Raw genomic sequence first — 23,581 nt, 5'->3', positions numbered from 1 at the left:
AGCCCATCAACATATAAACTTTCCATTCCCTCAGGAAAAATGAAAGTTTATATGTGACAGGCTCCTCCAAAAATATACAGTTTCATATTAATTCCATTATAAAGGAAATGAGTTGAGGAGGCAAGAGACGACTCACTAGTACTTCCACTCCACCTTTTGAAGTAAACGGTGTCTCATTAACATCAAAATTAAATCGACATAGTAATCAGGTCTCACAATGATTCGGTACTCATTATTTTTACAGAAATAAAAGAGTGCTTCTGTATAAATTTCATTTCTATCGAAAAAATCCTTTACTTGTTTCATGTGCTTTGCATAAGGTTCTGATTGTAATAGTTTTATTTGGATTTCGATTTCCTCATTATTTGAACGTTCTTCCATTTGGACGATAGTTGGATCAAATTGATAAGTAAGCATATGAAAACTCTCCTTGTTTGACTTATTTCAGTTATATCCATTCATCAAGAATCCATCCTAGTCTATCATACTTTAATTTCATTCATTCTTGTTCGTATTAGGAGTATTTCAAATATGAATTTACCATGCCTAACCCGAAAAGTGAAATGATGTGAAGTGCTCCAAAGATAACTATCAATAAACGGTAAATGATATGCAAGTTATATCAAGGCATGATATCAAGTAAAAAACGAGAAACTGCTCCTGCTAAATCTTTAGATAAACAGAGATATCAACCAGAGATTAATGTGAAATCGTTTGCTTGGGAAAAATCAATGCAATCACTCGGAAGATAAGCCACGACGAGGAAAATTCGATTTGGTCGGAAAGGTGTATTTGTTCTACTTCCACACAGTTAGCGGTGATTGTCAGGGTTCGTGGTAGTTTTCGCCCACCACATGAGGTTGAAAATATTTTTGTTTGCTCTGATTAATTGTGGCTATAGGTTTCTTGGTCATGGCTATATTTCTCTTAATTCTCGTGTTCCTTTGGTATTGTCATGGAATGAAATTTGAACAAAACTTATATGGAGAGAAAATGATAAAATATAATAATTTACCATATTTGATTATAAGGAAACCCTGATCTATATCAGACTCTCTACTTGTGTATGAAAGGGAAAAGTTAGAATTGGTGTGAACTTGTACAAGTAGATTTTAATGTTGTTTTGTCCACGTTACCCCCACCGAGAGTTATCGTTCTAACTAAGGGAAGCCGTGTATTCCATACCAAGCCGTGTCGTAATCCCACTACTAGTCTGATTTCTGATTTTTAAAGTATGGAATATAGCCATTTTGGGTTAAGTTGATAGTGAGGTCTAGTTGTAATATATGAGGAGCTTAAAAACATGAAAATTTGGTTAGAGGAGATAAAAACAGTATTTAAAGAATGTGACGATTTTTTCTTACAACATGATTATTTGTATAATCAACCTGTTATACTTTTTGGTTTAAGTACTTTAATCGATATTCCTCAAACAAAAAAATTGATTGAAATTAACTTGAACATGCCCAAATACTCTTTGCAAGAAGTAATCGATCACCATTTGGTGAAAGTGGCAAGGGAACAAAACAATATCATTGACGCTATCTTAGAAGGGAAAATAATTTTATACATCCCAGATTTCGAGAAATATATGATAATGGAAGTAATTTCCAAATCCCTTAATCGTTCTATTGAGTTACCGACCAATGAAAATGTTATTCAAGATGCACTCGATTCCTTTATAGAAGATATAGATACAAATATCGGGATTATTCGAAAACATTTTCGTACGAAATTCTTAATCACAAAAGTAATTTCTACCGGTATCGAGCAGGAAAAAAAGATAGCCTTGTTAGGCTTGGAGGCACATGTAAATCAAAATTTAATGCGGAAAATCGAAACACAATTGAAAGAAAAACACGATCAAGAAATCCATAACGCTCAAAGTCTAGTGAAAACCTTAGGTTTTTCCGCATGGGACATAGTACCCAAATATAAATCCACAGAAATACCTACAGAAGTTATTGCTTCTTTGAAAAAAGGAAAAGTAGTACTGATTATAGATGATTTCCCATTTGCACTCATTTTCCCAAACTTTTTATGGGACATGTTTACAACAGAAAACGAACGAAACCTCCCTATCCCTCTCATGTTATTTATTCGTGTTTTACGTGTTATAGGAGTTATAGTGGCGACGCTAATGCCGGGTCTATATGTTGCACTTGTATCTGTAAATCCAGAAGTACTGCAACTAGAGCTTGGTTTGTCTATCGCTCAAAGTCGAGAAGGAGTACCCTATCCCGCACTGGTGGAAGTCTTAATGATGTTAGTTATTTTAGAACTAATATTAGAAGCCAGTGTCCGACTTCCAAAAAGTATTGGACCAACTCTTACGATGGTCGGAGGTATTATTCTGGGACAAGCTATTATCTCTGCAAAACTAGTTAGCAATCTATTAACAATAGTAGTAGCAGGTACTACTATTGCTAACGCAACAGTAGTAGGAATTCAAAATCATCTTATGCTCCGGTTATTAAAATATGTAATTGTTATCTTAGCAGCTATTTATGGGGTACTTGGAATAATAGTAGGTACCGTTTTGATCTGTGCTTATTTTGCGAGTATAAATGTTTATGGTATTTCTTATCTCGATTATCAAGTTTCAAAGGATGAAAGTAATAATGGATAGAAGCATGTTTGTAAGCATTTCATATTTTCTAACTCATTTAGGGCTTATATTTTTTATGTACCCTACAGATATTATTGCTAGTACTGATGAAGCGTATTGGATTCCAATCACTCTGGGTATTATTATTCATTTTATTTTTTTATCTATTTATATGAAAGGGTTGAGCTATTTCCCAAGAAAAAATATTATCATGATCTACCTGTCTCATGGAAAAATAATAGCTTGGATCTTTTTGTTGCCAGTCGCCATCTATTTGATAATGATCATTATTATTACCATCCGGTCTTATTCGGAGATCATTACGATTGTATTTCTATCTAATACTCCCTTATGGGCGATTATGTTCCTACTTGTCCTTGTAGCTACTTATTTAAGTTCTAGAGGATTAGACAGTATTTTACGATCTAGCCTTCTCCTAGCAATCTTGTTCTTGCCTCTGACCTTATTTGTATGCTTTGTTTCTTTTCAGAATGTTGATTGGAGATATATTTTCCCTCTTACTACAAATGATTTCCGTTTCATTACCAAGCCAAGTTATCTAATGAGTTATTTTTCTATTGGTGGGGTATTTTTGTTTATCGGATTTATACAACCCCTCTTCACTTATAAACCAAAAAAGATACTTTATACTGTACTTTTATTAGTTCCTTTTTGGATAATTTCTGTCTATATCCCTATCCTTACTTTTGGTAATTCTACAGTCCCGCATTTTTATTTTCCATTTGTAGAAGCAGTGGATTCCATCGATATCAATTGGCTTATGTTTGACAGGGTGACAGTGTTTTTTTTGTTAAGTCTCATTACCTTTATTATTCTCTTCCTTTCTTTGATTTTATGGATGTTCATGCAAATTATCACCACATGTATTCCGAAGTTTCGTCCGAACTATCTTCTCATCCTGATCAGTTTTATTTCGTTCGTATGTTGTCTGTTTATTCCAGATTGGAAAGATGTTGAAGACTTATTTTTGATTAATTCTCCTTTCCGGTTTTTTTGTTTACTTATTGTTCCACCCTCTCTATTGATTCTTGGTATCAGATCAAAACGAAAGGAAAAATTAGAAAATGGGTAATACGATGATAAAGGTCTTTTTCCTTCTTTGTATCGTTCTTACCTCTACTGGTTGTTGGAACAACAAAGATATCAACCACCGATTATTACCAGCAGTAGTAGGGATATCAAAAAACGGAGATAAATACAAATTGATTTTAGAGTTACCTGTACTCGAAAGTGATAACATGAAAATTCAAATCATAAAGGCCACAGGTAAATCGATAGCAGACGCTGTAGATTGGCTTAGTATGAATATGGATCGTGGAGTAGATTTATTTCATGTGAAATTAATTGTTTTAGATAAGCAGTTCGCGAAGCAAGGACTGACTGACGTAATGTCTGGGCTTATGCGTTCAAGAGAAGTAGCCCCAAATGCCCAGATGGCAATTTGCAATGAAGACTTGGATTATTTTTTCGGCAATGTACAAAAATCAAAACCGCCAACTGGCGATTACTTACTTGATTTTTTTGAAAAAGACGCAGGTTGGACTCCAAATATTGCTTTAACCAGGGTTTGGCAAGTCTACCGCAGTCTACATTCTTCAACACGAGATGTTATCATTCCCATCATTCAAACGGGGAAACTTACAGAAGTGGAACACATCGGATCAGCCGTTATAAAAAACGGGAAAATGGTGAGTCAAATTTCTCCAAATGATACTCTTTTATATAATGCATTTGATGGACAAGGTACGCAAGGGATAGTTGAGGTGATGGATTTAGCCACGGTTTTGATTTTAAGTGATTGGAAAAGCAATAAAAGTATGATTATTAATGAAAAACCATTTATGAAAAGTCAATTAAATTTAAAAGTAACGATTTTAGAAACAAAGGGAAACCCATCGATGGATTTAATAAAAAAAGATTTATCTACACTTATTACCAATAGATTTCATCGAATGCTCACCATAACACAAAAAAAACAAGCTGACATTTTAGGATTGGGACAAACTTTTAGAACAAAACTACCTCGGGCAAAGCTAAAAAATTGGAGAGAGAAGTATTATCCTATTTTAAAGCTGGACTTCCAAGTGAATGTAGATATTCAAAATGAGGGATTCCTGAAAAGTGACTAGAAAACAGAAAAATCGAATGGCTATGAATCAATTTCAAAGCCTTCTTCGGTAATTAGAAACTTCTTCCATTCCGGAGGTTGCCTAGTGCTATTTAGAAGTAAACGGATCAATAAGTATTAAAAAATCGCTAAAACAGAAAGTTCATCAAGAGGATCTGAATTTATCAGCTGTGCCCGTTTCTGTTCCATTAACACCCATAAGGGACAGAGAACTATTAATCGATGAGTAAATGGAGTTTGTTCGAAGTGAGAAATGGTTGTTACTTCAACTTCAAATACATGAATACAGAATGTTAAAAATGTATTCATTACGTCAATGGTTAGAAGAAGATAAATTGTTTGTCTTATAGTGCTTTCTAAAGCGGGATTAATCCGCAAGATACAAAAAACCACTAAGGAAAACACTATGATCTGGTAACGCCAATTATTGCAATATCGGTTTTTTAAGGAAGTGTTACACCAATAACTTTTGAGAATAAGGAATTAAGCTTGTTTATTATTAGTATTCAAAGCTCAATTAATGCTCTGTTTCTGTTATACACGGAACTAGATATATAATTTAGGAAAACTATCGGCATTACTTGAATTTTAAAGATTGTCGTCATATAATTCAAGTGATCAATTGAATAAGGATTGGGAGGTGGATTTAATGAAAGATGCTCAATTAGCGGATATATATAAAGAACAATTATTTTTACAATATGCCAGAATTGGGAAATGCCTATCCAGTGAAAGAAGACTGGAAATTTTGAATTTACTATCCAATGGTTCTAAAGCTGTAGAAACTCTAGCACATCAATCTGGAATGAGTTTTGCCAATGTATCACGTCATCTTCAAGTATTATTGGAAGCTAATCTGGTGAAATTCACCAAAAAAGGTACCTATGTTATTTATTCCTTGGCAAATCCGTTAGTAGCAGAATTTTTGATGTCTTTGTGGAAAATCTCTGAACATCAACTTTCTGATGTACCACGTCTCAAGCAAAATATATATGAACAATACAAGAACGTTCGTACTATATCCAAGAAGGATGTATTAAAGAGAATGAAAACAGGGAGCATTCTTGTATTGGATATTCGTCCTAAAGACGAGTATGAGACGGAGCATATTGAAGGCGCGGTATCCGTTCCCATGGAAGAACTTGATGGATATCTTCAAACTTTGCCCCAAAATACCGAAATTGCAGCCTATTGCCGAGGACCTTATTGTGTATTTACCACTCAAGCCGTTGAGCAAATGCAGAAAAAAGGATTCAAAGCCTATCGAATTGAAGAAGGCGTATATGAATGGCGGACGAGTTAAAACAGTTGTTCCAGAGAAAAAACGCAGCATTTAAGCTGCGTTTTTATATGCCCAAAATACAGTGAAGTTTAAAGGTAGCACAATCCATAGATAAGCCATTACAAAATCATTTAAATATACAATTGAATTGAAGCCAAATTCATTCTCGCTACTGCGCCAAATGCCTATGTAATTTCATCTTTGATTCATGGACTGGGCACAAAAGGTGAGCTCGTTATTGTAGCTAGTTCTTGCGAATCGTTAGAATTGTCGGCTAGGGACTTATTGAAAGGACAAAATACGGTGCGAGGTTCGTTTACTGGACAAACGAAAGAAATTGAAGCGCGATTCGGTTCAGTGTACTGACCGACGTACGGCCTATGTTAAAGTTTTTTCCTTGGAACGTGCTAGCAAAGCGTATGAAAGGATGAAGTTGGCGATGACACGATTCCGTGCTGTGCTGAGCATTTCCGAATAAATAGAAATAAGGGGCTGTTTTTAGGTCACTATGGTTGAAATTAGCACAAGGGCAAACAAGCCTAGTTGAATAGAATATGAGCTCGATGTATGAAACTCACAAAATAGTTTAGGAAACCTGAAGAATTATTTGTGAGCTTGACTCCATTAAGCTTTCAGTATTATTATTCAATTGATCAATTGAATAATAATATAATGTGTAACTATAATTACGACAAAGAGGAGGTACTCTCTATGAGTGCAACAAAACTGACAAAAAAAACATTTCAAAGCCATATCCAGTCCGGCGTAACTTTGGTGGATTTCTGGGCATCTTGGTGTGGTCCGTGCAGAATTCAACTCTCGATTGTAGAAGAATTAGCAGATGAACTAAAAGGGAAAGCAACACTGGCTACAGTCAATGTCGATGAAGAGACAGATTTGGCTTCGCGATTTGGTGTCCGGAGCATCCCTACGTTGCTGTTGTTTAAAGACGGCAAGAAGGTCGAGACTATGGTTGGATTGAATCAAAAATCTGTCCTTAAAGAAAAAATCTTAAAACTTGCGGGAAAATAAAGCGATTTGGAAGAAAAATCGGAACCCTACAATAAGGAAGTAGTTGCCGATTTTCAATGAGAATGGAAAGAACGACTGTTTGGAGGATTACTCATATTCAGTAACACTCAAACGAAAGAAAGATTAATGACTGATTTTAAATATATGGAGAGGATATGATGAATAAATACAACTTTGATGAATGATAGATAGAAGAAAAACCGATTCCATAAAATGGTCTAAAAAAATTCTCCATGAAAATTTTGGTGATGAAGAAAGCATTCCACTGTGGATTGCAGACATGGATTTCAAATTGGTCCAGCCTATTATGGAAGCATCAGCAGGAGTGATTTGAGCAACTTATTGTATACCATTTCATTGATACTTTCATAAAAGAACGAATTCCAAGAGTAAAGCTGATTAGATCAAAGGGAACGTATTTGGCATGGCTTGATTTTAGTGTTTATAATTTCACAGACACAGAGCCTCAACAATTGATGCAGAAAAAGGCTAAAGTTGCATTGGAGGATGGATGTATTTTTGTCCTGGGGGAGAACATTTCCAAAGAATTAATTTTGCATGACCTAAAACTATTTTTAGAAAAATCTTTAAAGAACATTGAAAAAAGCTTAGAAGATATTGCATTCTAATACTAAATCAAAAAATTCATAAATGGAAAGACACGAATTCTTTCGAGTATGTTTGGTCACATCTTTGGTCAAACACTCCTGATAACACAAGTTATATGAGAGTAAAAGCAATATGGAAGTATAATCGACACTCGCTATACAGGAGCCAATTTTCCTTGATAATACATAAGGGGCTTTGGCTTTTCGTTTTTGGTTGTTTTATAGCAATATTATGAAAATGTATCACGATGAAAGAGAAAAACAATAGGATGAATGATTATTTAAATTCCGGAACAAAAAGTATTTAGTTCATACTATACAAATGAAAGTAAACCGAAAAAACCTAAATTTTTCTTTAAGTAACTCAGTGCCATAATAAGCAGAAGATATTTTTGATGTTATCTGAGGGTTTGTTTTGCTTCTTTTGCATTTCTCCTTAATTTATCCTTCCAATTTATCTGAGTCTTGATCTGATTTTAACTTTGCAATCACTTCTTCTATGAAAATAAAGAATACAGTTCGAGTTTTTTCAAAGGGTAATAGATTTTCATCCTGAGTAGATCTTGTTAAATAAAACATATTATCGATTTCTAGTGCCAATGAAGTATTATACTCCTCTAATATTAGTAACATTTTAGCCCCACAAGACTTTACTGCATTTAATAGATTTTCAAAGGAAGAAAATTTACCGGTTACTGAAAAAACAATTAAAAGCGTTTCTTTGTCAATCAAACGTCTGGCATAATCTTCACTTTGGGCTACAGAAATACTCTTTCTTGATAAAAGAGCGAGCTTATATGCAAAGTATTCTACGCAAATAAACGAGGGACCTAGTCCAAAAAGAACGATTTTATTGTATTTGTTAAAAATAGATAGAAAATTATCAATCAAAACAGGGTCAAAGTTTTCGATATAATTTTTTAGTCTTTCCAGTTCACTTGATTTTTTTTTGCCTTCGGAAATTTGTTCTCCTCTAAGAAACCGCTTATACTGTTTGAAATTTTCAAAACCTAGTTTTCTTACAAGTTTCGATACCTTAGAAGAAGACACCTCACAATACTCAGCTGCTTCTACGATTCTTATATTACCATTTTCCCTGATAATTTTTAAAAGTTTGTTATGGACAGAAAGCTCAAGTGGATTCAATTTTTCTATATTTACATTTATCATACGATCTCTCTTTTCTAACATACTAAAAATATTTTAGTTCATTGATAGACAGTAGTCAATGAATGATGGAAAATTTTCCGTTACAAAAATAAAATAATAAAAAAACGAGAAATTTTCCGCTGAAATCGTTTACATTTATATATTTCTTTTGTAGAATAACCTTGTGGAAAACAATCGATGAACAAAAGTGGGTGGTAAAGAAATGGATATCAAAGACTTCTCCATGGATTTTTTTAGTTTAAAAGGAAAAGTGGCCATTATCACGGGAGGGAATTCTGGGTTAGGACAAGGATTTTCCTTGGCACTTGCAAAAGCAGGAGCGGATATTTTTGCAGTCAGTATCGCTGACGATAATGGGGAAACGAAGAATATGATTGAAGCAGAAGGTGTTCGGTATCATCTGATGATTACAGACGTTACACAAGAGGGTGCTTGTAAAAAAATTGCTGAAGAATGTATCGGCACATACGGAAAAATAGATATCCTCATGAATAACGCGGGAATTTGTATCAATGAACCAGATGTGACCCAGTTTACTAGACTTCAATGGGATAAAATGGTCGCGATTAATTTAACGGCAGGCTTTGAATTATCTCATGAAGTGGCAAAGTATATGATCCCGCAAAAAAGCGGAAAAATCATCAATACTTGTTCTTTGTTTTCTTACTTGGGGGGGCGATGGTCTCCGGCATATGCGGCAACGAAACATGGTTTAGCAGGTTTTACAAAAGCATATTGTGATGAATTAGCCCAATTCAACATTCAAGTGAATGGTATCGCACCTGGATATTTTGTTACTGCTGTTACAGAAGAGACAAGAGCAAACCCTGAAGCAAACCAACGAATTTTAGATCATATTCCAGCAAATAGATGGGGAAATATCTTAGATTTAATGGGTACTGTTGTCTTTTTAGCTTCTGATGCTTCCAATTATGTAAATGGTACTCTCGTGAATGTGGATGGTGGATATTTAGTTCGGTAACGAAAGATAGAAATGAATCAAAGGGGATATGCAGCGATGGCAAATGAACAATTATTAAAAGAAACTACGAAGGTTAAAGAAAATTTATTAAAGGAATTACATTCCATTATTTCAGCTGAACAAATTATTACAGAACAAGAAGCATTATATGATGCCTCAGCTGACCGTTATAAAAAATATGCCAAAGCAAAAAAGGTTCTTGATGTTCCATTGCCAATGGCAATTGTATACCCAAACTCTACATCAGAAGTCCAGTCACTCATGCAGTTCTGCAATGAGCACAAGATCAATGTGATTCCCAGAAGTGGAAAAACAGCTACGGAAGGCGGTCTTGAGAACTGGAAAGAGATCGCAATAGTAATCGATGGGTCTAAGATGAATAGCATCATTAAAATCGATCCTTATAATATGCAAGCAACTGTACAAGCAGGAGTAAAACTAGAAACATTAGAAGATGAACTGCGTAAAATCGGCTATACTACAGGTCACTCTCCACAGTCAAAACCAGTTGCACAATATGGCGGATTATTGGCAACTAGAAGTATTGGACAATTTTCCACTTTATACGGTGCAATTGAAGATATGGTTGTAGGATTAGAATGTGTCTTTCCGAACGGACATGTTTCTAGAATTAAAAACGTTCCGCGAAGGTCTGGAGGACCAGATATTAGACATATTGTCATTGGTAATGAAGGAACGTTATGTTATATCACAGAGGTTACGGTGAAAATTTTCAAATATTACCCTGAAAACAATGTCTTTCATGGATATTTATTAAAAGATGTGGATACAGGTATTCATATTTTAAGAGAAGTTATCACAAACGGTTTTCGGCCATCTGTGGCACGCGTTTATTCGGAAGAAGATGCAAGACAACATTTTTCACATTTTTATAAAGATAAATGTGTTTTGATTTTTATGTCCGAAGGACCAAAAGGAATTGTCAAGGCAACAAATGAAGCGATTGAAAACGCAGTCTCTAAATTCCAAGATGGAATCGTTGAAAAAGTAGAGGATCAACTAATCGAATACTGGTTCAACAACTTGAACTGGACGCAAGGACATATTGATCGTGAATTTCAAACCATGGTGGAACAGCACAAACATGATGGTTTTACAACAGAAGTATCAGCTGATTGGGAAAACATTACAAAAATTTATCACAATGTAATGAAACGGGTCAGGGAAGAGTTTGACAGAATTGAGGATATTACAATGCTTGGCGGACACTCATCCCATAGTTATCTAAATGGAACAAATATGTATTTTGTATATAACTACCATATTAATTGTGCACCAGAGGATGAAATGAGAATTTATCATCACCCAATCCATTCGATTATTATTGAGGAGACATTAAAACTTGGTGGTTCCATGTGTCATCACCATGGTATTGGAAAATATCGAACGGAGTGGACAGAGGAAGAACATGGTTCGGCATACTACATGCTGGAAAAATTAAAAGAAGCTTTTGACCCTAATGGAATCATGAATTTTGGCACCATTTTCCCTCAAGAAGAAGGCCTAAAATATATAAAAGGTTAATATAAGGTGATCATATATGAGCAGATATGTAATGGGAATTGATAATGGCTCACAAAGTACAAAAGTAGCTATATATGATTTAGAAGGTAATGAAGTTGCATTTGGAGCATTTCAACTAAAAGAAACATTATCTCCTGAACAAGGTGTCGTTATCCATCCAGATGATGATTTATGGGACAGTGTGTACGGAGCAATGAAAAATTGTCTAACCAATTTTACTGGTAATCCGAAAGATATTGCCGGAATTGGATTATGTACGATTCGATGCTGTCGTGTTTTGTTAAAAGAAGATGGCCATCTAGCTTATCCAGTGATAAGCTGGATGGATTCTAGACTTAACAAACCATATGTACATTCCGATGATCAAGTCAAATATGTGACGACTACTTCTGGTTATCTAGGATTTCGGTTGACAGGGGAATTTAAGGACTCGGCTTCTAACTATGAAGTTCACTGGCCATTAGATCGCGAAACATTGGATTGGTCTGGAGACGAGGAAGTATTCGAGACAAATGGATTGAAAAGAGAGATGGTATTTGATCTTGTAAAACCAGGCGAAAAGTTAGGAGTGCTAAGACAAGATTTGGCCCAAGAGTTTGGGTTTAATTCAGATATACCAGTAGTAGCAACAGCCAATGATAAAGCTGTAGAAGCTTTGGGCTCTGGAATGAAGGATGAAGGGACCATCATGATTTCTCTTGGAACATTCATTTCATCCATGTTGCTAAGAAATGAATATAGGGAAAATGCCCTTCATTTTTTCCCGACTCTTGCCTGTATCCCTTTTAAATATGTTTATGAATCAAATGGAATCAGACGTGGTATGTGGACAGTGAGTTGGTTTAAAAAGCTGATTGGTGAAGAACTCGTTACAGAAGCAGGAAAACTAGGTGTATCGGAAGAGGATTACTTAAATAGGAAAGCACAAGATGTTCCTTTAGGCAGTGAAGGTCTGATAACTATTTTAGACTGGTTATCGACACCATCTATGCCTTATCGAAAAGGTGTCATGATTGGTTTTGATGATCGTCATACAAAATATCATATATATCGCTCCATTTTGGAAGCGATTGCATTTAATCTTAAAAACAACATTGACGATATGTTAGCGGAAATAGATGCGAAGTTAAATGATTTAATCGTAATAGGCGGGGGCTCCAAAAGTGATGTCATGATGCAAATTATTGCTGACCTTTTTGGATTGCCAGTTTATAGACGTGCAGGCAGTAGTAGTGCTTGTCTTGGAGCTGCCATATGTGTATGCCAACATTTATCGATTTACAAAGATATTTATGAGGCTGCAAGTAAAATGGTTAAAACTCAACAAACATTTATACCTAACCCAAAAAATCACATCCTCTACAATACAATTAACGATACTGTTGTTAAAAATGTCAGAGTTCATACAGATGAAATACTAAAACTATCCTATCCTATTTTCAACTAAGAAAAGGATGATTTTTATGGTAGAAAAAAATTATAAGCGTTATTTTCAATTTTTCCTCATTATTTTAGCAGCAGGATCGATTTTTCCACTTATCTATTTAAAAACGAATTATCAAGAAACAATATTGGAAGTTTACGGAATCACACTTAACCAATTAAATGGAATATTTTCTGTTTTGGGTATTGCTTATCTAGTGGGGTATTCTCCAAGTGGCTGGCTTGCTGATAGATTTTCAGCCAAAAAACTTTTATTCATTTCACTCATAGTTTGTGGAGTGACCGGATTATGGTTTGCTCAAGTTCCAAGCTATTCAATGGTTCTAGTGATTTTTGGAATTTGGGGATTTTTCTCCGTCTTCACCTTTTGGGCCGCTCATTTAAAACTGGTAAAGTTAATTGCTAAAAAGGAAGAGGAAGGAAGATTTTTCGGTGCATTAGATGGAGGTCGTGGTTTAGTAGAGGCCATATTGGCAAGTATCGCATTATTTATTTTTACAAACGTTTTGGGAGACAATACGGTATTGGCTCATAAGAAAGAAGCCTTACAATTTGTTGTTTACATGTACTCCGTTGTGCTTATATTCGTGTCTATCCTTATTTTAATTTTTGTTGAAGAAGACAAGACATCTATTAAAAAAGAATCTTCATCTAAAAAAACGGCAGAACTCAGTAAAAAAATGAATCTGAAAGATTTCAAACAAATTTTCAGTAATAAGTTTATCTGGCTGTTAGGCGGCATCATATTTCTGTCCTATATTGTGACTTGGGCCGTATATTATCAAGGTGGTTTTTTACAAACCAACATCAAAATCGATGCAGCAACGGTGGGGCAAGTCACTGTAGTCATGCTTTGGATGAGGCCAATTGGCGGGATATTAGGCGGATTTTTAGGGGATATATTCGGAAAGAGCAACATTCTCATGATTGCCTTAGGGTTAGCTGCCACTTTTTTAATTGCAATATCAAGCATACCAGTTACAATGCCTCATATATATTTTAAAATCCAAGTCGTAATGATTGGATTAATGCTTTATACTGTTAGGGGTCTTTATTGGTCACTACTTGGAGATTGTAAGATTGATGAAAAGATGCTTGGTCTGGCAATCGGAGTAGTATCCTTAATAGGCTATTTACCAGATATTTTAATGCCTCTCGTCAATAATGTGCTGTTTAAAACATATGGACCTCACGGTGGTTATAATGGGTACTTCATCTTTTGTGCCTGCGCGGCCATTCTTGCAATCTTCATGACGTTGATCTTTAGAATTTCAGTGAAGAAGGAAGCAATCAAATCAATTAAAACAGATTCTCTTACTTTATGATTGTGATAAGGGTACTCGAATAAACAAGATTAAAAAGCAATATAAACTACTCTTTACTCTGTGCACATATTTCATTCTAAAGCACGGATGAACTCAATGATTAAGCTGGGTTAGTTATGGAAGTATAATCGACATTCACTAAACGGGAGCCAATTTTCCTTGATAGGTAAGGAGTTTTGGCTTTTCGTTTTTATTTAAATCACCATCGTATTCTTTTGCCCATCTCAATGGTTTTTAGTTAAAAAAAATTTAAAAATCAGTGATTTTATTCCTGTTAGAGAAAAGGTAGATTGGACCTGAATACTATATCTATACCGTAAGATATAGACAAAAGAGTAGAAATAGAAGAATGTATTCAGGAGAAAAAGAGACTGGTATCAAGCAAGCTTAGTGCTATTATCATTCATGTTAAGTACTTCTTGAAGGAAATGAATAATAGTGGAGGAATACCATTCACAGTTTTTTCTTCACTTAGAGAGGTTAAAATATATAAATAATGAATTGGGAAAGATGAAATGGTTACTGGTTATGAATTAAGAAATCATCTTTAAAAATTACGGATATCTTTGGAAGGAGTTCGAAAAAGGAAGACAACAGATTTATTTCTTTGTTCACTGGAAACTATTAAAAATGGTTGGATTGAACCTTCCGTCCACCTACGATAACGCTTAGAGGTGGGGATTATTGGTTGAGCATATTCGCGATTCTAAGAAGGAGATCATAGATTGCTTACAAAAATGTAATCTATACCGAATGAAAAAGATTCGACTAAATATCAATCAACAGAAGTGACCTATTTGTACATATCTTGGAACTACCTGTATTTTTTCTTTTCCTATCAGGTTAAAATAGGATTTATAGTTTTTTGAATAGGAGGTAATTATGTTTAAAGTTGGGGTTATTGGTCCTCATTCATCAGTAGAAAGCATACTACATCTTGGAAAAGAATATGAGAGTACAATGAAATTTTTAGCGTTTCCCTATCATGATTTTCAGGAAACGGAGAGAATCGTTTTAGAACATGATCATGCTGTTGATGTCTGGCTTTTTTCCGGTCAGATTTCTTATAAAATAGCCAAAAATACTTTACAAGCTGAAGATAGGCTAGTATATATTCACCATACAGAGTCAGGTATTTATAAAAGTCTTTTACATATGGGATATTACCAGCATGAATTTCTAAGTGAAGTAAGTATCGACGAAATTACTACCTCTCATTTGGAACAGGCTCTGCAACAAATTGATATTGCCCCCCAGAATATTTATGTAAAGACTTTTGATGAGAAATCAAGTACCCAGGAACTTATCGATTTCCATATAGATTTATTTCGAAGCGGAAAAACGAAAGGTGCATTAACTTGTTTTGAAGCGGTAGCACTGGCACTGACAAAATCAGGTGTCCCAACTTACCGGATATCTAGTACGGATATGGAAATCCAGCAAGCCTTACGCATTCTCGCTGAAAAGACGTTGACTTTTTTCTATAAGGATACACAGATTGGCGTTCAGATGGTGGAAATTGTGCATTTTGATAAGATTAGAGAGAAAGCGAAAAGCTCTTACCAGCTTGAGTTTTTTGAAATTAAGATAAAAGAAACCTTGCTCCGGTATTGTGAGAAACTGGATGGCTCCTTGTTAGAAAAAGGAAATGGGCAGTACATTATTTTTAGTTCTCGTGGAGCGATCGAACGAGAAATCAAAGTGCTACTTGACACAGTAAGTCAGCTTTCAGAGAAAATGGATCATACAATCAGTGTAGGTGTTGGCTATGGGGTGACTGTCCATTCCGCTGAAATAAATGCGCAGCGTGCTTTGCAACTATCAAAGGAAAAAGCAGAACATGGGATTGTAACCATTCGTGAGGATGGTACTATCATTCAATCATCAGGAGCAGAGGATGAACTTAGTTTTTCTTACCGATTTGATGATGAAGAACTAATTCAAAAACTGAAAAAGATCAAGGTCAGTGTTAAAAACTATCATAAGGTAACGGCACTGATCAAGAAGATGAATTGGAAAGACTTTACGGTCAAAGATTTGGCTTCTCATTTATATTGGGATGAACGGAATGCACGTCGTTTTATAAGGAGTCTTTGTGAAGAGGATTTGGCTGAATACATCGGTGAAGAATCCACTTTTTCGAGGGGAAGACCAGGGAAAAGATACCGCTTGAAATAGACTGCATTCATATACTAGACCTTTCAACCATCCTATTTTCTAGTGGAGTTGGTTACAATCTAGTATGTAATAAACTTATAACTTAATAATAATCGTTAGGGCTTAGGGACAAAAAACCTAAGCCTTTTGTTGTATAGCCAACTACAAGATCAGAGATACAATAAAATCCTATATATGGAAATATTTACTGATAGAGAAGTGCTTCTTATCCATCACTATTCTATTGATTAGAAAGTGCACATAGGAGCCAATAATTGTTATGAAACAATGAAATAGGAGATAGATATTTTTCACCCTTTTAAGCTGGTTGATTTTCGTGTAAATATACCGTTTTATTTATATTTTGTACAAATACCTTAGTTTTAAACTCTAATATAAACAAATATTAGAATTTGTTTTTTAAAAAATATATATTGAAAAATAAAATTGATTACATTATAATACATTTAATTCATTTACCCTTTTTATACCCTAAAATGGTTTGAACTCTTCAAATGAATTTATCCTTACGAAAGAAAGGAGGAGACATCGTTTTGGGTTTAACAAAAAAGAAAAAGGAGTCCTTTGGCTATTTTGGAGATAATTACCTATAAAACTGTGAAGAAAAGAGGTAATTTTTATGAGTCAAGAACAATATTTGAAAAAGAAAATGGGATTTTGGTCTCTCACAGCACTTTCACTTGGGGGAATCATCGGTTCAAGTTGGCTGTTTGGTCCTTGGGCTACCGCGAAACTGGCTGGTCCTGCTGCTATTCTTTCATGGGTAATCGGTGCAGCTGTTATTACCTTAATCGCAATGGTTTATGCTGAATTGGGAAGAGTCAAGCCTGAAACAGGCGGCTTAGCACGTTATCCACTCTATTCTCATGGAAACATGCTGGCTACTGTGACCAGCTACTCGATATGGCTTGGCTACTGTGCGACTGCACCGGTAGAATCTGCCGGAGTTATCCAATACGCGAATCAATTTTGGCCGGGGCTTTATGATGTAACGAATGAGCAACTAACGACAACCGGTATTTTAGCAGCAACCTTTTTGATGATTTTCTTTGTGATTTTTAACTATTTTGGGGTAAAACTGTTTGCAATCACAAATACGGTGATTACCACTATTAAATTTGTCGTACCTGTTCTCACAATCCTAGCATTTTTCATGACAGGCTTTCATGTGGAGAACTTCACCAGCCAAGGATTTGCTCCGAACGGATACAGTGCGGGATTAAGTGCTATCCTTACAAGTGGAATTTTCTTTGCTTATACTGGTTTTGGAAACGTTATCATGATGAGTGGAGAAGTAGTTAATCCCAGACGAAATATTCCATTGGCGTTGATTGCCTCACTTGTAATAGCCGCAATCATGTATATCCTCTTGCAAGTCGTCTTTATTGGCGCAGTTCCACCCGAGATGTTAGTAAATGGCTGGAGTGGAATCAAATTTGATTCTCCTTTTGCCGATCTTGCCATGATTGTTAATCTGGTTTGGCTGTCTTGGATCATTACCGCAGATGCCATGATTTCTCCAACAGGATCGGCTCTTGCGTATACCGGAGGAACTTCCCGTCATGTTTTTGCCATGGCGAAGAGTGGTTTTCTTCCAAGTTACTTCGGAGTGATCAACAAACGCTATGGTGTCCCTACTCGCGCACTTGCTTTCAACTTTGTTATCGGACTATTATTTCTGTTTCCTCTAAAAAGCTGGACTGCCATTGTAGCTATTGTGGGGGCGATTGGGATATATAAGTACGCGTCAGCCTGCGTAACTGTAATGGTTTTCCGTAAGGTTGGTCTGACAAAAGACAACGGGCTTCCAGGAATAAACGTGATCGCTCCTCTGGCCTTTGTGTTTGCAACGCTTCTTATTTATTGGACGAAATGGAGTAAGGTGCAATTAGGCATTACAGGTTTAATTATCGGAGTGGGTGCCTATTTGATCATCCATTTTATCCGAAAATACAAAACTGAAGAGATCCTTGGGGGGTTATACCTGATTGTATATATACTAATGCTGATCACCTTGTCGTATCTTGGTAATTTTGGTGGAATCAGCATTCTTCCTGAGCCTTATATGTCGCTGATTGTGGCAATTGCGGGTTTTGTCTTTTACTACTTGGCGGTCTACAACGGCGTGTGGTACATGCACAAAAAAGGAAACGTGGCAGAGCTTGAGAAAAGCTCCACAAATCAACCCTAAATAGGAATGTAAAAAAGGAGAACATGGCTATGAAACTTTGGGGAGGGCGTTTTCGCAAAGAAGAAAACAAACTCATGGAGGATTTCAACAGTTCTCTCCATGTAGATCAGAGACTGTACAAGGAAGATATCCGAGGGAGTATCGCCCACGTCAATATGCTAATGCAGAGTGGACTCCTTACCCAGCAAGAAGGAGAGAAAATTGTCGAAGGACTCCTCTCCGTTCTCAACGATATCGAAGAGAAAACATTGCCATTGGAAGGGAATTATGAAGATATCCATAGTTTCGTGGAAGTGAATCTGACAAAGCATATCGGAAGCACAGCAAAAAAACTTCATACAGCAAGAAGTCGTAATGACCAAGTAGCAGTGGATATAAGACTCTATGCGAAAAACAAAGCATTTGAAGTCATAGAAAGAATCGAAAATCTTAAACAGACCCTGCAAGCAAAGGCGAAAGAAAACAATGTCATCATGCCTGGCTACACACACCTCCAGCGTGCACAGGTGATTACCTTTCAGCACCATTTGCTGGCGTATGATCAAATGCTAAAACGTGATAAAAAAAGAATAGAAAGCGCTATCGAAATAATGGATGAGAGTCCTATTGGCTGCGGGGCTCTAGCTGGTACCACCCATGCGATCAATCGAGAAATGACCGCTAAAGAGCTTGGATTCTCCAAGCCGGTCGACAATTTTTTGGACGGGGTAAGTGATCGTGATTATCTCTTGGAGTTGATGTCCGGATTTTCTATTCTCATGATGCATTTGAGTAGATTGAGTGAGGAACTAATTTTGTGGAGCAGTCAGGAATTCAAATTCATCCAGATCGATGATGCTTACTCAACAGGTAGTAGTATCATGCCGCAAAAGAAAAATCCAGACGCCGCTGAACTTATCCGTGGAAAAACAGGACGAGTCTATGGTTCGCTGACTTCACTACTCACTACGATGAAAGGCTTACCGTTGGCGTACAATAAGGATATGCAGGAAGACAAAGAGCCTTTCTTTGATGCCCTTGATACTGTCTTATCATGCTTGACCATCATGTCCAAGATGATCGCTACGATGAAGGTCAATCATGAAAACATGGAAAAAGCAGTGAAGAAAGGATTTCTGAATGCAACAGAGGTAGCGGATTATTTAGTAAGTAAAGGTGTGGCATTTCGAGATGCTCACAGTATCGTTGGTTCCATCGTAATATATTGCGAGGATCACCAGAAAGCAATCGAAGAGTTGACATTGGAAGAGCTAAGACAAATTAGTTCGGTGATCGATGAAGATATATACACGTTTATTGATTACCAAAACATTTTAAACAAAGGGATCAAAGTGAACTTGTTGAGATAAGAGGGTTGAATGAAAATACGCAATTCATATGTAAGAAGCTTGTTTTCTGTTAATCCAATCTCAAAGTTTGTCTGTTAAAACGTGGCTTTTTTATAGGAATATGTTAACGACATAAGTCTGAAAAGATATAAATGAATGAGAAAATATTGTTACTGCTTTAATAAAAACGCTGCAACCTTTACATTTATGGTTTGCAGCGTTTTAAATTTAAGAGTGTTTGGAGGAACTTATCACTTGAACACTTAATTTCCATTATAAATATAATAAAAGCGCAATGGCTTGATATTACCATGCTATGAAACCAAATCAAATTAATTTTGTATAAAGTTTACATACATGCGATTTTCTAAAAATCCTTGCAACTTATTTTCAAAAAAGAATATACTTATACCAATAAACATTCCGTACGAAGGAGGCGAGTAAAGAGATGAACAATTCTGCAGGATTGCGCGTGCAATTTTTAGATTTTATTACCATTTGCCGTGCAATTTTTCATGTTGCAGTTGTTAACGGGATACGTATGTCCTTTTTTAGCAATTGCATAATGACTGTAGAAATGTGAGAGACCTCTTTACCCACCCAATATGAAGAGAGAGCTCTGTAGCTCTCTCTTTTCCATTAGCAAAGTATGCCATGGGAGAGGCGTAGTCTCACCCATGGCTTTTTATTTTGAAAGGGAGTACGGAAAATATGATCATTTGTGCTTTAAATCAAATCAGTAAATCCTTTGCAGGAACATTCATTTTTGAAAATGTATCATTTGAAATACAGGAAGGAAACCGTGTCAGGCTAGTGGGCCGTAATGGCAGCGGGAAAACAACCATCTTTCAATTAATAACAGGAATCGAAAAACCGGATCAAGGTGCCATTCATATAAAAAAAGGAAGCAAAGTTGGATATCTATCACAAATACCAAGTTTCTCGGAAAGTATGACAGTGGAAGATGTCTTGCTTACAGCTTTCACTGAAGCAAGAGAGCTGGAGACAAAAATGAAGGTGATGGAGCAAGAAATGTCCACAGAAGAAAATGAAGCTAAACTGGGGTCGCTCATTCAAGAATATGGAAATATTCAAGATCGGTTTTCTTTTATTGGCGGTTTTGAAATGAGCTCAGAATTGATGAAGGTTGCCTTAGGTCTGCAAATCGAATCATTTTTACCTCAACCATTTGCTAATTTGAGTGGAGGAGAAAAAACAAAGGTTTGTCTTGGTTTGCTTTTATTGCAAAAACCGGATTTACTTTTACTCGATGAGCCGACAAATCATCTTGACATTTTAGCGGTAGAATGGCTGGAGCAATTTTTGAAGGAGTATAAGGGGATCGTCGTTGTTATTTCGCATGACCGTTATTTTTTAGATGAAGTGGCAACAAAAATTATCGATTTAGAAGACGCGGAAGTTTGTGTGTATCACACGAATTATTCCGATTTTGTAAAGGAAAAGCAAGAAAAATTACTGTGGGAATTTGATGCTTATAAAGAACAGCAAAAAAAGATCAAAAAGATAAAAGAAGCTATTAAGCGTTTAAAGGAGTGGGCGAATCAAGCGAATCCGCCAAATGAAGGATTGCATAAACGAGCGAGGAACATGGAGCGTGCACTTGAAAGGATGGAGAAGTTAAAGCGCCCGATATTGGAACGTAAAAAGGTTAGACTTCAATTTGAACAATCAGATCGAAGTGGGAAAGATGTAATCATACTAGAAGGAGTGAAAAAAACATTTGGGGACAAATGTCTAATCAGCAATGCCAATCTTCATGTATCGTTTCGTGATCGAGTAGCTATTGTCGGAAGAAACGGTACGGGAAAAACCACCTTACTGAAGTTGATTTTAAATCAAGTTCCGGTAGATGAAGGGAAAGTTCAAATAGGAAGTAATGTGAAAATAGGCTATTTATCTCAGCATCTTACGCTGAAGCCTTCGAAGAAAACGGTGTTAGAAGTCTTTCGGGAACAGGTCTTTGTCACAGAGGAAGAAGCCCGTCATATATTGGCCAACTTTTTGTTCTATGGACCGAATGTTTTCAAAAAGGTCAGCCAGCTCAGTGGAGGTGAGCGAATGCGTTTGTGCTTGGCGCAATTAATGCATCAGGATATCAATCTGTTGATTTTGGATGAGCTGACAAACCATCTCGATATTGAAACAAGAGACGTACTAGAAGAAGCACTCGAAGATTTTCAAGGTACGATTTTGGCAGTTTCGCATGATCGCTATTTTTTAAATAAAATTTTCACGAAAACGTATTGGATTGCAAATGAGACCTTACATGGATTTCCAGGCAGTTATGATTGGGCAAAGAAAAAACTGGGAGAACTGGAAAAACCGAAAGAAAAGAAGAAAGCGAAGGTGGAGACGATTTTTGTAGAGGAGACACAGCCGATTCATGAGAAACAATTCAAGAAAATGGAGAGCCGTATAGAATCGATAGAGTATGAAATACATGCGATTGAACAATTGCTGGGAGCAGAAACGGATATAGAGTTATTGCAAAAATGGAACCTAGAAAAAGAAGAAAAGGAAGCAATACGTGATGGGTTATATAAAAAGCTGGAAGAACTAATAGAACTATTGTGAGTGTTGATATCAAAAAACCGGAGTTTTGAGCGCGCTCGCTCAACTTCGTTTTTTGTTTTTAAAAAGGATGAAAGAAAAGCTGCTACCTATTTCATTACTTCAAAAGAAGCCAATTGAAATTCTTCTATAGCAAAGTCAAAAGTCCTTATATATGGACTTTTGGCTTTTCGTAACTATTGAAGTAATCTCAATAATAGAAAGGGGATGATTTCTCTAATGAGAAGGAATGCTCCCTATTCAAATAGAAATGATTATATAGGAGGAAGTCATCCAAAAGCAAATCCCTAATGGACTGTGAATCATTACCTAGTACCACAAAGAAATAAAAGCTTCATGGAGGAGATACCACATGGACAATGTGATGGGATTTTTGTTAGGTATCAAGCCTGCTTTTTTAACTTCTGAACATAGAAAAGATGCGTATTTATGCAAAGATTATCCATTTGTTTCCAGTGGTGACTTCCCAGCTATTCCAAATGGATTAGTGATCTTTTTTCAAGATGAGCAGCAAAAACAGGCCTATTTGTCCAAGTATCAAGCCCAATTGATTACCACTTATGGTTCTGAATATCACAGATGTCTAGGTGCTATGTTAGGGTTTCCACCTCTTGCAATTGATTATTTTATTCAACAGGATGAACTGTCTAAAAAGATTAATGCAGCTAAGCCTGCGAGTGATCAGCTGGTAGACGAATTGATTATGTTGAAAAAGAATCACGCAACTTTGGACTATTGTGGAATACGATTTGTATTTAATATTGCTGAAGTGGGAGAAATCGTGGATTGGATGTGGAACCAGTATGGGGATGTGAAGATGGATGTTGTGGAAATTCAGTTTATTGAACAAACTTTTCATATCCCCTTTCGTGATACAGAAAAATTCCAGCAAATTCAAACAACTGTCTTGGAAATGTTAAAACATCGCTCATTTGATCATTGGGAAATGCGAGTTATTTACCATGCACTAAACGGTGCATTGAAAGACCGCGAATTGCATGAGATGCATGAAAATATTCGAGCAGTATTACGCGACCATTATTAGATTGGTTATACAGGGAATTGATAAAACTTCCTTTGTGACCTAGTCGGAGGTTCAATTTCTCTATCGTCCACCAATGAAATCCCCTTGAGGTATCAAGGGGATT

General features: G+C 36.1%; 18 protein-coding genes. 16 read left to right on the top strand and 2 right to left on the bottom strand.

The features are described 5' to 3' along the window. Positions 1–135: 135 nt before the first annotated feature. Positions 136–417 (bottom strand): hypothetical protein, encoded by a 282-nt coding sequence (locus GSM42_RS19335; protein ID WP_160803192.1) that lies wholly within the window; start codon positions 415–417, stop codon positions 136–138. Between the two features lie 886 nt (positions 418–1,303). Here GSM42_RS19335 and GSM42_RS19330 point away from each other — a divergent pair. The 6 genes from GSM42_RS19330 to GSM42_RS19305 all read left to right on the top strand — a co-directional run bounded on the left by GSM42_RS19330 (position 1,304) and on the right by GSM42_RS19305 (position 7,700). Next, positions 1,304–2,629, top strand: a complete 1,326-nt coding sequence (locus GSM42_RS19330) for a spore germination protein (protein WP_160803191.1) — start codon at positions 1,304–1,306, stop codon at positions 2,627–2,629. Beyond that, on the top strand, positions 2,622–3,701 hold the full coding sequence (locus GSM42_RS19325; RefSeq protein WP_237446715.1) for a GerAB/ArcD/ProY family transporter: 1,080 nt from the start codon (positions 2,622–2,624) through the stop codon (positions 3,699–3,701). The genes GSM42_RS19330 and GSM42_RS19325 overlap by 8 nt, the downstream gene beginning before the upstream one ends. Next, complete coding sequence (locus tag GSM42_RS19320) at positions 3,694–4,758, top strand: Ger(x)C family spore germination protein (RefSeq protein ID WP_160803190.1); 1,065 nt, start codon at positions 3,694–3,696, stop codon at positions 4,756–4,758. The genes GSM42_RS19325 and GSM42_RS19320 overlap by 8 nt, the downstream gene beginning before the upstream one ends. Before the next feature lie 648 nt (positions 4,759–5,406). Further along, positions 5,407–6,060 (top strand): ArsR/SmtB family transcription factor, encoded by a 654-nt coding sequence (locus tag GSM42_RS19315; RefSeq protein ID WP_160803189.1) that lies wholly within the window; start codon positions 5,407–5,409, stop codon positions 6,058–6,060. A gap of 690 nt (positions 6,061–6,750) precedes the next feature. Then, complete coding sequence (trxA, locus tag GSM42_RS19310; RefSeq protein WP_160803188.1) at positions 6,751–7,071, top strand: thioredoxin; 321 nt, start codon at positions 6,751–6,753, stop codon at positions 7,069–7,071. Positions 7,072–7,490: 419 nt separating this feature from the next. Beyond that, the gene (locus GSM42_RS19305) at positions 7,491–7,700 is read left to right on the top strand and encodes a hypothetical protein (protein ID WP_160803187.1); all 210 of its coding nucleotides are present in this window, start codon (positions 7,491–7,493) and stop codon (positions 7,698–7,700) included. Between the two features lie 420 nt (positions 7,701–8,120). Here the strand turns inward: GSM42_RS19305 and GSM42_RS19300 are convergent, their stop codons facing one another. After that, positions 8,121–8,849: a MurR/RpiR family transcriptional regulator gene (locus GSM42_RS19300; RefSeq protein WP_160803186.1), complete on the bottom strand. Its 729-nt coding sequence runs from the start codon at positions 8,847–8,849 to the stop codon at positions 8,121–8,123. Positions 8,850–9,051: 202 nt separating this feature from the next. On the opposite strand from GSM42_RS19300, the gene GSM42_RS19295 reads away from it, so the two are divergent. The 10 genes from GSM42_RS19295 (at position 9,052) to GSM42_RS19255 (ending at position 23,478) form a co-directional block, all read left to right on the top strand. Further along, entirely contained in the window at positions 9,052–9,831 is a 780-nt protein-coding gene (locus GSM42_RS19295) for an SDR family NAD(P)-dependent oxidoreductase (protein ID WP_160803185.1), read from the top strand. A 36-nt stretch (positions 9,832–9,867) separates the two neighbouring features. Further along, entirely contained in the window at positions 9,868–11,376 is a 1,509-nt protein-coding gene (locus GSM42_RS19290) for an FAD-binding oxidoreductase (protein ID WP_160803184.1), read from the top strand. Between the two features lie 16 nt (positions 11,377–11,392). Continuing rightward, a complete protein-coding gene (locus GSM42_RS19285) occupies positions 11,393–12,823 on the top strand; it encodes an FGGY-family carbohydrate kinase (RefSeq protein WP_160803183.1) in 1,431 nt (476 codons plus the stop codon). 16 nt (positions 12,824–12,839) lie between these two features. Next, complete coding sequence (locus GSM42_RS19280; RefSeq protein WP_160803182.1) at positions 12,840–14,144, top strand: MFS transporter; 1,305 nt, start codon at positions 12,840–12,842, stop codon at positions 14,142–14,144. An 882-nt stretch (positions 14,145–15,026) separates the two neighbouring features. Continuing rightward, positions 15,027–16,322 (top strand): hypothetical protein, encoded by a 1,296-nt coding sequence (locus GSM42_RS19275; RefSeq protein WP_160803181.1) that lies wholly within the window; start codon positions 15,027–15,029, stop codon positions 16,320–16,322. 619 nt (positions 16,323–16,941) lie between these two features. Beyond that, positions 16,942–18,513 (top strand): APC family permease, encoded by a 1,572-nt coding sequence (locus GSM42_RS19270; protein ID WP_160803180.1) that lies wholly within the window; start codon positions 16,942–16,944, stop codon positions 18,511–18,513. A gap of 29 nt (positions 18,514–18,542) precedes the next feature. Next, the gene (gene argH, locus GSM42_RS19265) at positions 18,543–19,862 is read left to right on the top strand and encodes an argininosuccinate lyase (RefSeq protein WP_160803179.1); all 1,320 of its coding nucleotides are present in this window, start codon (positions 18,543–18,545) and stop codon (positions 19,860–19,862) included. Positions 19,863–20,289: 427 nt separating this feature from the next. Further along, positions 20,290–20,424, top strand: coding sequence for an RAxF-45 family protein (locus tag GSM42_RS21235; RefSeq protein ID WP_338055343.1), 135 nt, complete (start codon positions 20,290–20,292; stop codon positions 20,422–20,424). 128 nt (positions 20,425–20,552) lie between these two features. After that, positions 20,553–22,436, top strand: coding sequence for a ribosomal protection-like ABC-F family protein (gene abc-f, locus GSM42_RS19260; RefSeq protein ID WP_160803178.1), 1,884 nt, complete (start codon positions 20,553–20,555; stop codon positions 22,434–22,436). 349 nt (positions 22,437–22,785) lie between these two features. Further along, positions 22,786–23,478: a hypothetical protein gene (locus GSM42_RS19255; protein WP_160803177.1), complete on the top strand. Its 693-nt coding sequence runs from the start codon at positions 22,786–22,788 to the stop codon at positions 23,476–23,478. The last annotated feature ends 103 nt before the right edge of the window (positions 23,479–23,581 follow it).

The organism is Shimazuella alba (genome assembly GCF_009831235.1).
GTDB lineage: Bacteria > Bacillota > Bacilli > Thermoactinomycetales > Thermoactinomycetaceae > Shimazuella > Shimazuella alba.
This window is presented reverse-complemented; position numbering and strand designations above follow the sequence as displayed.

Coding starts and splice junctions, on each gene's coding strand:
- GSM42_RS19335 (WP_160803192.1), bottom strand. CDS start 417: ATGCTTACTTATCAATTTGATCCAACTATCGTCCAAATGGAAGAACGT.
- GSM42_RS19330 (WP_160803191.1), top strand. CDS start 1,304: ATGAAAATTTGGTTAGAGGAGATAAAAACAGTATTTAAAGAATGTGAC.
- GSM42_RS19325 (WP_237446715.1), top strand. CDS start 2,622: ATGGATAGAAGCATGTTTGTAAGCATTTCATATTTTCTAACTCATTTA.
- GSM42_RS19320 (WP_160803190.1), top strand. CDS start 3,694: ATGGGTAATACGATGATAAAGGTCTTTTTCCTTCTTTGTATCGTTCTT.
- GSM42_RS19315 (WP_160803189.1), top strand. CDS start 5,407: ATGAAAGATGCTCAATTAGCGGATATATATAAAGAACAATTATTTTTA.
- trxA (WP_160803188.1), top strand. CDS start 6,751: ATGAGTGCAACAAAACTGACAAAAAAAACATTTCAAAGCCATATCCAG.
- GSM42_RS19300 (WP_160803186.1), bottom strand. CDS start 8,849: ATGATAAATGTAAATATAGAAAAATTGAATCCACTTGAGCTTTCTGTC.
- GSM42_RS19295 (WP_160803185.1), top strand. CDS start 9,052: ATGGATATCAAAGACTTCTCCATGGATTTTTTTAGTTTAAAAGGAAAA.
- GSM42_RS19290 (WP_160803184.1), top strand. CDS start 9,868: ATGGCAAATGAACAATTATTAAAAGAAACTACGAAGGTTAAAGAAAAT.
- GSM42_RS19285 (WP_160803183.1), top strand. CDS start 11,393: ATGAGCAGATATGTAATGGGAATTGATAATGGCTCACAAAGTACAAAA.
- GSM42_RS19280 (WP_160803182.1), top strand. CDS start 12,840: ATGGTAGAAAAAAATTATAAGCGTTATTTTCAATTTTTCCTCATTATT.
- GSM42_RS19275 (WP_160803181.1), top strand. CDS start 15,027: ATGTTTAAAGTTGGGGTTATTGGTCCTCATTCATCAGTAGAAAGCATA.
- GSM42_RS19270 (WP_160803180.1), top strand. CDS start 16,942: ATGAGTCAAGAACAATATTTGAAAAAGAAAATGGGATTTTGGTCTCTC.
- argH (WP_160803179.1), top strand. CDS start 18,543: ATGAAACTTTGGGGAGGGCGTTTTCGCAAAGAAGAAAACAAACTCATG.
- GSM42_RS21235 (WP_338055343.1), top strand. CDS start 20,290: ATGAACAATTCTGCAGGATTGCGCGTGCAATTTTTAGATTTTATTACC.
- abc-f (WP_160803178.1), top strand. CDS start 20,553: ATGATCATTTGTGCTTTAAATCAAATCAGTAAATCCTTTGCAGGAACA.
- GSM42_RS19255 (WP_160803177.1), top strand. CDS start 22,786: ATGGACAATGTGATGGGATTTTTGTTAGGTATCAAGCCTGCTTTTTTA.